A 14,424-nucleotide genomic window follows, 5' to 3' on the forward strand; every position below is an offset into this window, starting at 1 on the left:
GCCTTACTGAGGAATACTTTTCAGTGCCCGCTCAGCGGCATCCTGTTCAGCTAACTTCTTCGATTTTCCTTGGCCTAACCCAATGAGTTCACCATTCATGTAAACTTCAGTGAAAAAGGTGCGGTCATGAGCAGGGCCTTCTTCTTTAATTAAGCGATATTCAATTGAAACATCGCCTTTGCGTTGTAAAACTTCTTGTAATTGTGTTTTGTGATCCATCTCATGTGAAAAAGCACCGGCATCAATTTTCGGAAAAATAACGTCTTCAATAAATTTCTTGGCTGCGCCAACTTTTTGGTCTAAGTAGAGGGCACCTAAAAAGGCTTCAAATAAGTCACATAATAATGATGCACGTGTTCGTCCGCCCGATGCTTCTTCTCCTTTACCTAATAAAATGTAGTTGTCGAAGTGACATTCTTTCGCAAATTTGGCTAAACTATCTTCCCGAACGATGGCTGCGCGCATCTTCGTTAATTTTCCTTCTGGAAGTTCTGGGAATTTTAAATACAAATATTGTGAAACAATTAATTCTAAAACTGCATCTCCTAAAAATTCAAGACGTTCATTATCGGATAATTTTAAATAGCGATGCTCATTCACATAGGATGAATGAGTAAAAGCTTGCTCTAATAGATTGACATCATGGAAAACAATGCCGTAACGTTCTTTTAACTCTGTTGTTAACTGATTGTCCATTCTCCACATTCCTTTACATTTATTTACACCTTGTTTCATTATACTTTTTTTTTCACTTTTTTTAAATGGTTCTATTCAGAAAAAGCCTGTTATTTACTGTGTTCTCATTATTTTTTAGAAAAAAATAAATAAATCACCTCTCCAGCTATCAAATCAGCCACTGCTACCCCATAAAAAAAGAGAAAACGTAGCAACGTTTTCTCGGAATTTTTTGAATAAACGTACCAGCAAGAGACAATAAAAAAGCATTCAGTTATTCACTTTCACTAAATATTAACATCTCATTTAAAGATTGGGATAATTCTTCTTTTTGTCGTCTTTTTAATTTGGTTTTAGTCGCATCATGATTCTTTACTGTGCCTATATGAACCTGCACCTCTTTCTTATTATTTATAGCAACAATAAAAGGTACAGAAAGCGACTCATCCCCAGTATATTTTTGATAAAATTTTTGTAATAATTCATCATCATTTTCTGTATAGTCATCACCACGAGTATTTACAGCATAAGCATTCATACTTTCCTTCTCTAATTCTTTATCTAGTATTGGTAATAATTCTAGACACCAAGGACAAGTCGGAAAGCCAAAATAATAAATTCCTTGTTGTCTGTTCACCAGATTTTCCATTATTTTTGAAGTATCAGTATGTACAAACTGTTTTGTCTCGTCATTATATGATACATACTTATTTTGATTAAACGCTAAGTAATAACCAAAAACAAATATAATCAAACTAACAAGAAAAATAATGAACACTTTTCTTTTTTTCATTTATTTCTCCTCCTAAAAATTTGAAAAATTGAAAGCAAAATTATTTCTCCATCTGCAGTAAACGGTAAGAGATTAAAAATATTACTAATACAAGATACTTTTAAAATCACAGTATAATAATTTAATGGCAAAATTATTCCTACTATAACCAAGAAAAGCGGAGATATCGCTGAAATCAATAAATTATCTAGAGGATTATTTCTGTTCGTATACACCACTTTAAATGGGTATAGACCAACTCTCTTTATATAAGCATTGTATTTGAAGAATTTGGCTAAAATAAAATGTAACCACTCATGTACAAGTAACACGACATATATTGACAACACATACAATATTGATAACTTAATAATCATATTTTCTTTTTTCCAAATAACCCAGTCAAAATATAGACAACTAACAATAACAACAAATAGAGTACTAATACCTTAATTGTCAAACCAAAAGTAGTTGAAATTTCATGTTTACTTATACGATTATCAATCGTAATTCCTAATAAGGTAGTGACTTTCGTTGATTCTGTGCGACTGGTATGGAATAGCTCCCATAATGTTTCGATCACAAGAACTAACAAATAGATAACTGTTATACTTCCTAAATATTTACTATTCTTTTTCATTTCTCACCTTCTTAATTACTAACAAATGCAAGAGTACTAAAACAATTAGAATCAACCAACCAAAAGAGCGATTTGTCAATAAACTAACTAGAACAAATACAATAAATAATAACAATAATGAAGTCGTTTCATTTAAACTTCCTTGTGATTTTGGAAATACATATCCCAAAATTATAGCTACTAATGATAACGACAACGCTGTAATTAGTTGAGCTAACTCCCCAAATCCCCAAAAACAAAGTAGTAACAATGGCATTGCCAACATTATCACTAGCAATAGTTGACTCAACCATTCATTTCTAATTTTTATTCTCAATAAATCATATTGTTTTCTGAAATCAGCAGTAATATCTCCATAGCTTAATAATAAAACGCCTGAAAAGGCCATAACAGTTGTCAAAATGAATAACATTGTTCTTAAACCACTTTGGAAAAAAATAACCAACATAACAACTGTAGTAAAACTAATAAAATACCAATTCGCTTTATAACGAAATATAACTTTATTTAAGAATGGAATGTATATATATTTTGAATGTTGAGACATTTGATTTTCAAGAATACTAATTAGTCTTAATAGGCCTATACTAATAAGCATTAAACATACCACTATTAGAAAAAAAGTGATAGGAATCATATAGGAGATACTCCACAATTGGTTTGCTAGAAATAATTCTAAACCATAACGAAAATCAAAAAAATAAAAAGTAGCAAAAATCATTAATAAACTATCACCTATCACTTTGAGACTATTAATTTGTTTCACTCTTCGTTTCAAAAAGAATGTAAACAAACAATGTATAAACTCAATCACCCCAATTACCACTAGATAAAAAAGATGCTGAACAATAAAAAAAATGACATATTCAATAGGAACAGTCGTCACAAGTTTAATAGCTGGCGTAGAAATGATCATAACTAATTCATAAAGCAATATCATAATTACAAATTTGAATAGCATAAAAGATAAGCTGATGTCTTTCTTTCTAAAAGGCAATGTTTTCACAAAAAATAAGGAGTTTTTATCTAATGCAACAGTATTATCAACTAAAATATATGCTATTATACCTAAAACAAATGTATTACTAAAATAACTATAAAAAGTTATTTTTCGACCTTGTTCTATCAAAATATGACTAATTTTTTCTGAATCTGGTACAATTCTAGCTAGTTCACTCATATTATAAAAAAAGTATGCAAAATAGATAAAAAATACACACACACCTATTACGATGCGAGTACTCTTTTTTGACAAAATAGAGTGCTTGAGCAAACCTCGTAAAGCATTATCAATAAATAACTCGATTAATAGGATGATATCCTTTGATGTATTTAATTTTTTCATGAATTTTCTCCGTACTTATCACTTCTTTTTCTAAATTCTCTGACGCCCCTAAAAATGGAGTTAAATTGCCATTGGACATCAATAAAATATTCTCTGAAAACCTTTCAATAATTAATTTATTATGAGAAATAATCACTATCCCTACTTCTCTAGATAAATTTTCAAACAGCTCTAACGTAAGCAATGTTGTCTCAAAGTCAAGTCCATTAAATATTTCATCACCTAATATATAATCAGTGTTAGCTAGTGCTGCTGCAACTATTTGTATTTTTTTCTTCATACCAAATGAGTACGATTCTATTAAATTAGTTCCAGCAAATTTTAAATCAAATAGTTCTAAAAAATCATCTATCCGTTCTATATCACTACAGCGATATCTTGATAAAACAAAGTTTAAGTACTCTTTACCCGTCATATAATTAGGTAGATAAAATTCCGATGGTATATAGAATATACATTCTTTAAACTTTTCAGAATCATTAGAATAGCTCTCAATAAATACCTTTCCAGACGTTGCATCTTTCAATCCTACAATACAATCTAATAAAGTAGTTTTCCCACTTCCATTTATACCTACAATCACACTAACTCGGTTTTTAGGCAATGAGATAGTTATATTATCTAAAACTTTCCTATCAAATTTTTTTGTTAAATTTTCAATTCTTATCATAAGTTTCTTAACAAGAAGCCTCCATAAAATAGAGGCTCCTTCCTCCTTAAATATCAACGTTTACAATTGAAGGTAACGTGTACCAAGTCGGGAACACCAATTTTAATACTCCCAGCAAATGTTCCACCTACCCAACTACAGTAAACTGCATAACCAATACAGCCAATCACTGAAAGTAATATTACAACTGCCCAAACCCATTTTACAGTTATTTCTTGTGAATATTTTGATTGCAATGCAAGCAAATAATTCTCCATATAAAGTGGCATATCCATTCACTCCTTTCTTTAAATATAAGTTTTAGTTATAAACAATACCAAACACACCTTCAAAAACTAACTAAAACTTAATCTAATTGTAACTTATCGTTCTTTATACGTAAAGGGAGTATTATATATATAATAAAAAAAATAACATTTCATAACAAATGTGTAGATATACACACTAAATAAAATAAAAAAACAGAACCTCCCATCAAAAACCATACTGCATAAAAAACAATTCATCTATAACAAAAAATAACGCATACATATAAATTGTAATTACTTAAAGTAACAAAAATTTTCACATAAAATAAGATGGTCTAAGAAACTATCCTATCCAAAAAAACAGATTCTAGAAGAGCTTTATGTCTTCTAGAATCTGTTTTTTTATTTCCGTGAGTCTGCTGTGACACCCACCGTTGCCCATGGATTATCTTTCGTATCAACTGCCCAAGTAAAGTCAACTACACGGTCGTTGACAGGCAAGACTTCATTTCTGTAAAGCGTTGGGATTACAAACGCTTCATCAATGGCATACTCTTGCCAATCGTAGAAGGCTTTTTTACGTTTTTCTTCATCAAATGATGCTTTTGAATCAATCGCATCAAGTAATTTAGTATTTTCTTCTGACTCAAAACGTGTATAGTTAAAGGCTGAGTTTGGACCATATAAGCCGGTTGGTGAAGGATCTGAACCTGTGCCCCACGCGCCTTGATAGATATCTACTTCTGGGTCATCATTTTTCAATTTATCATAGAATGCTTGGAAATCAATTAAGCGTCCTGTTGTATACGTTACGTTTAAGCCAATTTCTTTCCATTGTTGGACATAGTAATCAGCAAGTGGTTGTGCAGTTTCGCCGCCTGACATTGAAGCAAACTTGATTTCTAGTGGTTTGCCTTCTTTGTCTTCGCGAATGCCATCGCCGTCTACGTCTTTATAACCAGCATCGTCTAATAATTTTTTCGCTTTGTCTAAATCAAGCGTATAGCCTTTCGCTTCGCTATCATGCAAGCTCTTGAAGACTGGTGGGATTAACGTTGTTGCCCCTGTTCGTAAGCCGTTGTAGAATTTTTGGCCGACTGCATCATTGTCAATTGCATAGCCCATGGCTTGACGTAAGCTTTTATCTGCCATTTTAGCTTTTGGATTGTATTTCACTGTATTGGTTTCTTTGTCAAACGTACCCATTTTAAAGCCAATATACGTGTAGGCTTGTTCGGGACGTCCTAAGATTTGATACCCTTCAGTATCTTTGTATGTTGGATACGTATCTGTTGGCATTGATAATGCGATATCGTATTGTTTCGCTTTCATCGCTTCTACAATACTCGCAGAAGGAACAGATTTGAACACTAATTTATCTAATTTAGGTTTACCACCGTAGTAATGCTCATTTGGTAGGTATTCAACAGATTCACCTGTCACAATATTACTCATGTAGTATGGTCCAATAGTTACAGGGTTTTTACGAACTGCATCGCTTGATTCCATGTCTTTAACAGCAATTCCTTCAAAGGCATGTTTTGGTAAAACAGAACCCCAAACACCGCCACCTAATTGTTGCATTCCTGGGTGAACTTCTTTATAAGTGATTTTAACTTCTTTATCATTGACTTTTTCTATGCCAGAAATGGTTGGCGATTTACCATCATGGTAGTCTTCCATGCCAACAATATTCGTAAAGTTATCATCATAACGAATCCCTGTATAGTCTTTATGACCAATGACTTCATAAGAGAAAATCACGTCATCGGCTGTCACATCTTTACCGTCAGACCATTTCAAATTGTCACGTAATTTAATGGTCGCTGTATTGGCATCTTCATCTAATTTCAGATCCGCAGGACCCCCATCGACAATCTTAAAGTCGGCATCATTGTTAAATAATGGCTGTACTGTTGGAAGCATGTATTGTGCATCATAGTTGTCTTGATAAAATTCTTGCTGGAAAAGTCCTTGGAATTGTGTATCCATAACTACAGCGACATCTAATGTCCCGCCATCAATTGCTTTTTTATCATTTTTAACAGCGATTGGCATTTTTGAAATGTCTTCTGTTTCCGTTGCTTTATTGCCCCCGCCTTTATTGCCGCCACCACATGCAGCTAACCCGAATACTAACACAGAAGCTAACGTGATTGCACCTAAAATCCGTTTCTTGTTCATCTCTTTTCCTCCCTCATTTTTTGGCTAATTAGCCTAATCGTTGTCGTGCATCTGCTGAGCGCTTAAATGCTTGTCCAACATAGTTTATACTTAACATCAAGACTAAAATTAGAATTGATGCAGGTAACCAAACCCATTGTTTATTGACTAATACGTCCCCACTGCTGGCGTAGCCAATTAAGGTTCCTAAACTTGGGACACTTTGTGGTAACCCGAAGCCTAAGAAAGTTAACGTTGTTTCGATCCCGATATTGGCCGCGAAATTAATCGTTAAGTTCGTAATAATTAACGAACTTAAATTCGGCATAATTTCTCGAAACATAATTTTAAAATCGCTTGTTCCCATTGTCTTAGAGGCACTAACGTAATCTCGGCGCCCTTCAGATAACGTTTTACTGCGGAACAACCGCGCTTTTCCAACCCAATAAAACGCACACATAATCCAAATAAAGGACCAGATACTATATTTAGGAATCACGGAAACGAACACAATAATAATTAACATAATTGGCAAAATCATAATAAAATCCACGATACGCATCAAAATATTATCAATCATGCCTCCATAATAACCGGAAATAATCCCTAAACCGACCCCGATAATAGACGTAATAATCGTAATGGCAAAACCGATTAAAATCGAGTTCCTAGCCCCGATAATCAATTGTCCTAAAACATCACGACCCCCTTCATCGGCACCTAAAATGAACTTGGTGCCATTCATTGTAACGGTACCTGGTTCCGCATATTTATCTAAAATACTTACATGCATAACGGCACTTTGGTCTAACACTAACGAACCGATAAAAACGGCTAATAAGATAATAACCAAAAGGATTAAAGAAAACATCGCCATTTTTTCTTTGACGAATTCTCGCGCAATCATCCGAAAGCCCATTGGTGGAATACTTTCTTGTAAGACTTCTTCTCTTTTTTCTTCTGTCAATTCCATTTTTATCACCCTTTCTTCGTGTTTTTTCTACTGAATTCGAATTCTTGGATCAACAATACTCATTACAATATCAGAAATTAAGGTTCCGATAAGGGTTGCCAATCCCAAAATCAACACGAGAGCGGTAATAACGGAATAGTCACGTTGAATGATACTATCAATAAATAATTTTCCAATTCCTGGGAAAGCAAAAATCTTTTCAATAACGACTGATCCGGCAATCAAAGCAGTAATTTCATAACCTAATTGAGAGGCAATTGGTAATGCTGCATTTCTAAAAATGTGTCGATTAAAAATTTTATTCGTTGGCACTCCTTTTGAACGAGCAGTACGAACAAAGTCCATGTTTTTAACATCAATCACTTCACTCCGCAAATATTGAATAGTGACCGCTGTCCCTAGCAACGCTTGAGTGACCCCTGGTAAAATTAAATGCTTCAGTTTATCTAAATAATACGGCCACGTTCCCTCAGCCAAACCAACAGTCACGGTTCCACTCGTTGGGAACCAGTCTAAGCGATACCCAAAAATAAAGAGCATAATCAAGGCAAAGATGAATAATGGCACGGCAAAACTGAAGAAGTTATAGATAACCACCATTTTGTCAAACCATGAATTTTGGTAACGGCCAGCAATTAAACCGAAAGGAATGGCGATTAAATACGTGATTATAACTGACACAGCAGCCAATGCAATCGTATTCCCCACCCGACCAGCAATGAGCGTGGACACAGGTAATTTAAAGATAAAACTATGACCAAAATCTCCATGTAAGGCATTGCCAATCCAACGGAAATATTGTTCGTACCAAGGATCATTTAACCCGGCAGCTTCGCGCATGGCTTCAATCACTTTCGGGTCTTGGTTCGGATTAATCAATCCTGTAAACGGATCACCTGGCATCATTTTAGCCAACAGGAAAATCAAGACACTTAAAATAATCACTTGCGGAATCATCAATAACAAACGGCGTAAAATTGTTTTCCACATTATTCAGCACCTCCATTTTTTAACGCTACTTGGTGGGTTGGACTAATCGCATGTAAGTTATAAACCCGCCCATTTTCATCATAATAGTCTTTATGATTTTCCCGATACTCTTGCTCAACTCTTCTTCGTTCTTCTTTGTGAGCTTCTCGGTTCGCTACGTCAATTTTAGGAATTGCTGAAAGTAAGCGTTTGGTATAAATGTGTTGTGGATTAGTGTAAATATCTTGGCGTGTACCGATTTCTACAAAACGGCCTTTGTACATAATGGCAATGTTGTCACACATATGTTTAACTACGCCCAAATCATGGGAAATAAATAAGTAACTTAACCCATATTCCTGTTGAATGTTCTTCATAAAATTCAATACCTGTGCTTGCACAGATAAGTCCAGTGCTGAAACAGGTTCATCTGCAATAATTAATTTTGGGCTGGTAGCCACCGCTCGGGCGACGCCTAAACGTTGGCGTTGTCCACCAGAAAATTCATGAGGATATTTGTACAACGCATCTTCTGGCATCCCCACAATGTCCAACAAACTTTTGACTTTTTTCTTTTCTTCTTGGTCACTTAACCGTTCAAAATTTCGAATTGGTTCGGCGATAATATCTAGTACTCGTTTTTTAGGGTTTAAACTTGACATCGAATCTTGGAAAATCATTTGGACATCTTTGTTGTATCCAATCGCTTTTCGACTTCGCGGCTTGGTTACATCTTGTCCTTGATAAATAATTTCACCATTTGTAATTTTTTCTAAACCAATAATTGCTTTTCCTGTCGTTGATTTTCCAGAACCCGATTCACCAACTAACCCATACGTTTTACCTTGTTCAATCATGAAATCCACACCATCAACCGCCAAAACATGATCAGTGATTCGATTGAAGAAGCCGCTGCGAATTGGATAATGAACTTTTAAATCTTTAATTTGAATAATTTCTGTCATTACGCTTCCCCTTCCCCGTCTCTAAAATGAAAATGTTTATAACATGTACAACGAACAAAATGATTCGGTGCAACTTCATGTAATGTTGGATTTTCTTCATGTTCCGATGCATCAATCCAAGGAATTCGTGGGGCAAACCGACAACCTTTTCTAGGTAATTTGGTTAACGAAGGAACAATCCCTTCAATCACATGAAGTTCTTCTTCATCTGAATTCTCTTGGGGAATGGACTGAAGTAAGGAACGTGTATATGGATGTTTCGGATGACTAAACAATTCTTCAGCAGTGGCTACTTCTACAAACTGACCCGCATACATAACCGCTACACGATCAGCCATTTCCGCAACTACACCTAAGTCATGGGTAATTAAAATAATGCCGCTCCCTGTTTCTTCTTGCAAATCTTTTAACAAATCGAGAATTTGTGCCTGAATGGTAACGTCTAAGGCCGTTGTGGGTTCATCTGCAATTAAAATCGGTGGTTTACACGCGATTGCAATGGCAATAATCACCCGTTGGCGCATGCCGCCAGACAATTCATGAGGATACTGTTTCCCGACACGCTCTGGGTTGGGAATCCCCACTTGATCTAACAGTTCAATGGCCCGTGCTTGTTTTTGTTGTGCGGTCATTTTGGTATGATACGTGAGACTTTCTTTAATTTGGTCTTCAATTCGCATGAGCGGATTCAGTGCAGACAACGGATCTTGGAAAATCATCCCAATATCGTTTCCTCTGACTTTGTTGTACAATGTTTCATTAAACGTAGTTAAGTTTAAATTGTTGTATAAAATTTCCCCAGTAATTTTGGTATGATTGGGATCATGTAAGCCCATAATCGTTGTTGCTAAGGTACTTTTTCCACAACCAGATTCTCCGACGATTGCCAGAATCTCATTTTTCTTCAATTCAAATGAAACATCATCGACGGCATTATAATAATCATCTTTGATTCTAAATGCTGTTTCTAATCCTGAAACCTCTAGTAATTGTTCATTTCCTTGCATCCATACGCACCCCTTACGTCCTTTCAAAAACATTATATAAATTAACTAATATTTAATGATAGCACTTTCTAATTTTTATCAATGTTAATTTACAGCTCATTGTTTTTTCATAATTTTATAGAATTATTCCATAAAAAGCAAGATAAAATAACTTTTTTCGCAGTTATTTTTTTACATGTATGATTTTTTTTACAAAAATATGTGTAAAAATAGCCTTATTGCTTAATAAAATAACCATTATGTACGCAAAAAAAGTCGATTAACAGGAATGTTAATCGACTTTGTCTTATTATTTTTTATGAATTACTCACAATATAATCTACAGCGGCACCAACTGTTTCAATTTTTTCTGCATCTTCATCTGAAATCTCTGTTCCAAATTCATCTTCAAGTTCTAAAACAAACTCCATTACGCTAATTGAGTCAGCGTTCAAATCATCTTTAATGTTTAATTGATCTGTTACTTGATCCGCTTCAATATCAAAGTGGTTTGAGATAATCTTCGCTACTTTTTGAAGTACTTCTTCACGAGTCAACTGTATTCACCTCCACTGCTTTTGAAAAAAGGTTCTTTCTTTTACTAAAACGCTAAGATACATTGTACTCACAATTTGGGTATTTGTCCATCTTTTTTTCATTTGAGTAACAAACTGATGTCAAGACAATTGCAAATTACTCTGCTTTGCCTTCATAATATTCCACTAATTGTGGGACAACTTGGGTTTCTAACATTGTATGAATTTGACGAATGGTGTAGCGGACGGCATCAGGACCCGTGGCCCCATGCGTTTTAATGACTGGCGCTTTTAAGCCAAATAAAACCGCCCCCCCATGTTTTGAGTAGTCCATTTCGTCTTTCATGCCACGCAACGCATTCTTTAATAATAAGGCGCCCATTTTTCCTTTGACACCTTCAGAAAGAATCGCTGTTTTCAGCAAACTCATCATGTTCATAGCTGTGCCTTCGATGGATTTTAAAACGGCATTTCCTGTGAAGCCATCTGTCACCACCACGTCAGCTACGCCATTTAATAATTCTCGTGCTTCAACGTTTCCGACAAAATTAATCGTTTCATCTGCTGCTAACAATTCGAAGGCTTTTTTCGTTAATTCACTGCCCTTTGTTTCCTCAGTTCCGTTATTTAATAGACCGACACGAGGATTCTGAACGTTCCGAACTTTTTCAGCATAGAATGAACCTAAAACGGCATACTGAACCAAATGTTCTGGTTTATTGTCTGCATTGGCTCCTAAATCTAACATGTCAAACCCTTTGTCTGGTTCTCCCATGACAGGTAAAGTTGACATCAAACCGGGACGTTCCACATTTTTGATGCGGCCGACAATGAACAGACCCGCTGCTAATAGCGCTCCGGTGTTGCCTGCAGAAAAAATCGCATCGGCTTCCCCATTTTTAACTGCTTGCGCTGCTAAAACCATGGAAGCAGTTTTCTTACGACGGATTGCTTTAACTGGCTCATCGTCACTAGCAATTTTTTCATCGGTATGAATAATCGTAATGTTTTTTTCATCGGTGATGTATTTTTTTATTTCGGCTTCTTTTCCATATAATTGAAATTCAATGTCTGGGAAGTCTTGTTTGGCTAGCATAACCCCTTCAACAATTGCTTGTGGGGCGTTATCTCCACCCATTGCATCTACAGCAATTTTCATGAGTGATTCCCTCCTACTTTTTTGTTTCCTAACAAGTATAACATATTTTTTTCAAAGAAATACGCATTGGCTTTTACTTTCTGGCTTCAAAAATTACCTCTTCTAATCGAAAAATTGGGCTGCCTCATCTTGGGGTTTCACTCGATTGGCTAAGCCTTGATAAGCAGGATATTGCCACCATTCTTTCACTTGCCATAGGGCACTTGCTTCTTGGCGCGCAACTTCTAAAATGTTAAAGTCCGTCACGATATCTCCTACCGCAAATTGAGGCACCCCTGATTGCCGTGCACCGAACACTTCCCCAGGTCCGCGAAGTTCCAAATCACGCTCACTCAAGACAAAACCATTGGTGGTTTCTGTCATGATTTTCATACGCTCAACGCCCATTTCATTTTTCGGATTGGCTACTAAAATACAATAAGAAGCACTGGAGCCACGCCCAACACGTCCCCGTAACTGATGTAATTGTGCTAACCCAAACCGGTCCGCATCCATAATTAACATCACCGTGGCATTTGGTACATTCACGCCAACTTCAATAACGGTGGTAGAAACCAATAATTGTAGCTGATTGTCTTTGAACTCCTGCATAATGTCATCTTTTTCTTGGTTTTTCATTTTACCATGTAGTAATCCCACTTGATATCTTGGGGAATAAAAGCTTTGCATATGTTCAAAAATTTCTGTTGCGTTTTTCACATCTAAGGCTTCGGATTCTTCAATCAAGGGACAAATAATATAGGCCTGATGTCCTCGAGCTAGCTCTTTTTCCATCCATTCTAAAACAGTATCTAACTGCGGCGGCCGAATCCAACGTGTTTCGATTGGAATCCGTCCAGCTGGCATTTCATCAATGATTGATACATCCATTTCGCCATAGGCTGTAATGGCCAGCGTTCGAGGAATCGGAGTGGCCGTCATAAATAGAACATCTGGTTTTAAGCCTTTTTCTCTTAATATTTTTCTCTGATTCACACCAAAACGATGTTGCTCATCGGTGATTACCAAACCTAATTGATGGAAACTGACATCTTGTTGTATCAAAGCATGGGTCCCTACCACAATGTCAATCTCGCCATTGGCCAGTTCTTCGAGAATTAGACGACGTTCTTTCGTTTTGGTGGAACCTGTTAATAAGGCCGTTCGCACTTCTAATGGATCAAACAACTGCTGTAAGCTTTCCATGTGTTGCTGCGCTAAAATTTCAGTCGGAACCATTAACGCCCCTTGAAAGCCAGCGGTCATGGTGGCGTATAGCGCAATCGCAGCCACTACCGTTTTCCCACTCCCCACGTCACCTTGAAGCAATCGTTGCATATGCTTTGGACTTCGCAAGTCTCGACAAATTTCATTGGTCACTTTTTTTTGGGCGCCTGTCAATTCAAAAGGCAGTCCTTGGGTGAACGTTTTTAAGCGATCCACGTCATATTGAATAGCTAAACCATTTTTTTCCGCTTTTTCTTGTTTCTTCAGTCCTTGCATTTTAAGTTGGAAAAGGAAAAACTCTTCAAAGACTACTCGTCGTTTAGCTTGATGGCTTTCTTCTGGATTACTGGGAAAATGCATCGCCCACATTGCTTCTTTTCTAGGCATCAAGCGGTACTTTTCTAATAAATCATTCGGTAAAATCTCTTCAATCAGTGAACCATACTCTTCAAAAGCAGTGCGGATTAACTGAACCAACGTGCTTTGGCGGACTTTTTTATTCACATGATAAATGGGGGCGAAATCTTCATTGTCTCCTTTAGAAGCTAAGATTTTCATGCCATTTAATGATTTTCTCTTGGCGTCCCATTTGCCATAAACAGCAATTTCTTCGGAAAGAACTACTTTGTCTTTTAAAAAAGGTTGATTGAAGAAGGAAACATTAATGACCGCATGTTCTTGCATCATTCGAAACGTTAACCGGCTCTTCTTATAACCGTACCGACTAACGACTGCTTCCGAAACCACTAGCCCTTTTAGCGTAACTTTTTCCTGATCCTGAATCTCGCTTAAATCCTTTTCTTGGATATCATCGTAGCGGAAGGGATAATACGTCAATAAGTCTTCAATTGTAGCAATCCCCAGTTCTTGTAAATTTTCAGCACGTTTTGGGCCAACACCGGGCAATACGCTGACTAAATCTGTGATGTCCATAAAATCCCCTCCTCATTAATATACGCAAAAAAATGGATCATTCATTAAATCGAGGTCGGGACAGAAGTGTTTAACTCCGAGAAATAAGAAGGAATTTCCGAAAATTGCTCTATAATTTTTGGAGAATTTCGGCTTATTTCCGAAGGAGTTGCTTCTGTTCCCGCCGTTTATCAATTTTTAAGCC

Annotated in this window: 14 protein-coding genes; all 14 read right to left on the bottom strand. The window is 36.1% G+C overall.

What is annotated here, in order from left to right; translation table 11 throughout:
- Positions 1-3: 3 nt before the first annotated feature.
- The 14 genes from rnc to recG all read right to left on the bottom strand — a co-directional run bounded on the left by rnc (position 4) and on the right by recG (position 14,240).
- On the bottom strand, positions 4-696 hold the full coding sequence (rnc, locus tag IGJ46_RS11755; RefSeq protein WP_002354946.1) for a ribonuclease III: 693 nt from the start codon (positions 694-696) through the stop codon (positions 4-6).
- 253 nt (positions 697-949) lie between these two features.
- On the bottom strand, positions 950-1,468 hold the full coding sequence (locus IGJ46_RS11760; protein ID WP_002368439.1) for a transporter: 519 nt from the start codon (positions 1,466-1,468) through the stop codon (positions 950-952).
- A 352-nt stretch (positions 1,469-1,820) separates the two neighbouring features.
- The gene (locus tag IGJ46_RS11765; protein WP_002368441.1) at positions 1,821-2,087 is read right to left on the bottom strand and encodes a hypothetical protein; all 267 of its coding nucleotides are present in this window, start codon (positions 2,085-2,087) and stop codon (positions 1,821-1,823) included.
- Complete coding sequence (locus IGJ46_RS11770) at positions 2,074-3,432, bottom strand: hypothetical protein (protein WP_002406483.1); 1,359 nt, start codon at positions 3,430-3,432, stop codon at positions 2,074-2,076. The genes IGJ46_RS11765 and IGJ46_RS11770 overlap by 14 nt, the downstream gene beginning before the upstream one ends.
- Entirely contained in the window at positions 3,377-4,159 is a 783-nt protein-coding gene (locus tag IGJ46_RS11775) for an ATP-binding cassette domain-containing protein (RefSeq protein WP_002378963.1), read from the bottom strand. The genes IGJ46_RS11770 and IGJ46_RS11775 overlap by 56 nt, the downstream gene beginning before the upstream one ends.
- On the bottom strand, positions 4,156-4,377 hold the full coding sequence (locus tag IGJ46_RS11780) for a hypothetical protein (RefSeq protein ID WP_002368444.1): 222 nt from the start codon (positions 4,375-4,377) through the stop codon (positions 4,156-4,158). The genes IGJ46_RS11775 and IGJ46_RS11780 overlap by 4 nt, the downstream gene beginning before the upstream one ends.
- 375 nt (positions 4,378-4,752) lie before the next feature.
- The gene (opp2A, locus tag IGJ46_RS11785) at positions 4,753-6,534 is read right to left on the bottom strand and encodes an oligopeptide ABC transporter substrate-binding protein Opp2A (RefSeq protein ID WP_002378964.1); all 1,782 of its coding nucleotides are present in this window, start codon (positions 6,532-6,534) and stop codon (positions 4,753-4,755) included.
- Between the two features lie 28 nt (positions 6,535-6,562).
- The gene (opp2C, locus tag IGJ46_RS11790; RefSeq protein ID WP_002365358.1) at positions 6,563-7,486 is read right to left on the bottom strand and encodes an oligopeptide ABC transporter permease Opp2C; all 924 of its coding nucleotides are present in this window, start codon (positions 7,484-7,486) and stop codon (positions 6,563-6,565) included.
- Between the two features lie 27 nt (positions 7,487-7,513).
- Entirely contained in the window at positions 7,514-8,476 is a 963-nt protein-coding gene (gene opp2B, locus IGJ46_RS11795) for an oligopeptide ABC transporter permease Opp2B (protein ID WP_002354943.1), read from the bottom strand.
- Positions 8,476-9,420 (bottom strand): oligopeptide ABC transporter ATP-binding protein Opp2F, encoded by a 945-nt coding sequence (gene opp2F, locus IGJ46_RS11800; protein WP_002354942.1) that lies wholly within the window; start codon positions 9,418-9,420, stop codon positions 8,476-8,478. The genes opp2B and opp2F overlap by 1 nt, the downstream gene beginning before the upstream one ends.
- Positions 9,420-10,460, bottom strand: a complete 1,041-nt coding sequence (opp2D, locus tag IGJ46_RS11805) for an oligopeptide ABC transporter ATP-binding protein Opp2D (protein ID WP_002365359.1) — start codon at positions 10,458-10,460, stop codon at positions 9,420-9,422. The genes opp2F and opp2D overlap by 1 nt, the downstream gene beginning before the upstream one ends.
- A gap of 263 nt (positions 10,461-10,723) precedes the next feature.
- Positions 10,724-10,963 carry an acyl carrier protein gene (gene acpP / locus IGJ46_RS11810; RefSeq protein ID WP_002354939.1) on the bottom strand — a complete coding sequence of 80 codons (240 nt, stop codon included), beginning with the start codon at positions 10,961-10,963 and terminating at the stop codon, positions 10,724-10,726.
- A 136-nt stretch (positions 10,964-11,099) separates the two neighbouring features.
- Positions 11,100-12,101, bottom strand: coding sequence for a phosphate acyltransferase PlsX (gene plsX, locus IGJ46_RS11815; protein WP_002354938.1), 1,002 nt, complete (start codon positions 12,099-12,101; stop codon positions 11,100-11,102).
- Between the two features lie 102 nt (positions 12,102-12,203).
- On the bottom strand, positions 12,204-14,240 hold the full coding sequence (recG, locus tag IGJ46_RS11820) for an ATP-dependent DNA helicase RecG (RefSeq protein WP_002372822.1): 2,037 nt from the start codon (positions 14,238-14,240) through the stop codon (positions 12,204-12,206).
- Positions 14,241-14,424: the final 184 nt, after the last annotated feature.

It is taken from the genome of Enterococcus sp. AZ120 (assembly GCF_050546165.1).
Lineage (GTDB): Bacteria > Bacillota > Bacilli > Lactobacillales > Enterococcaceae > Enterococcus > Enterococcus faecalis.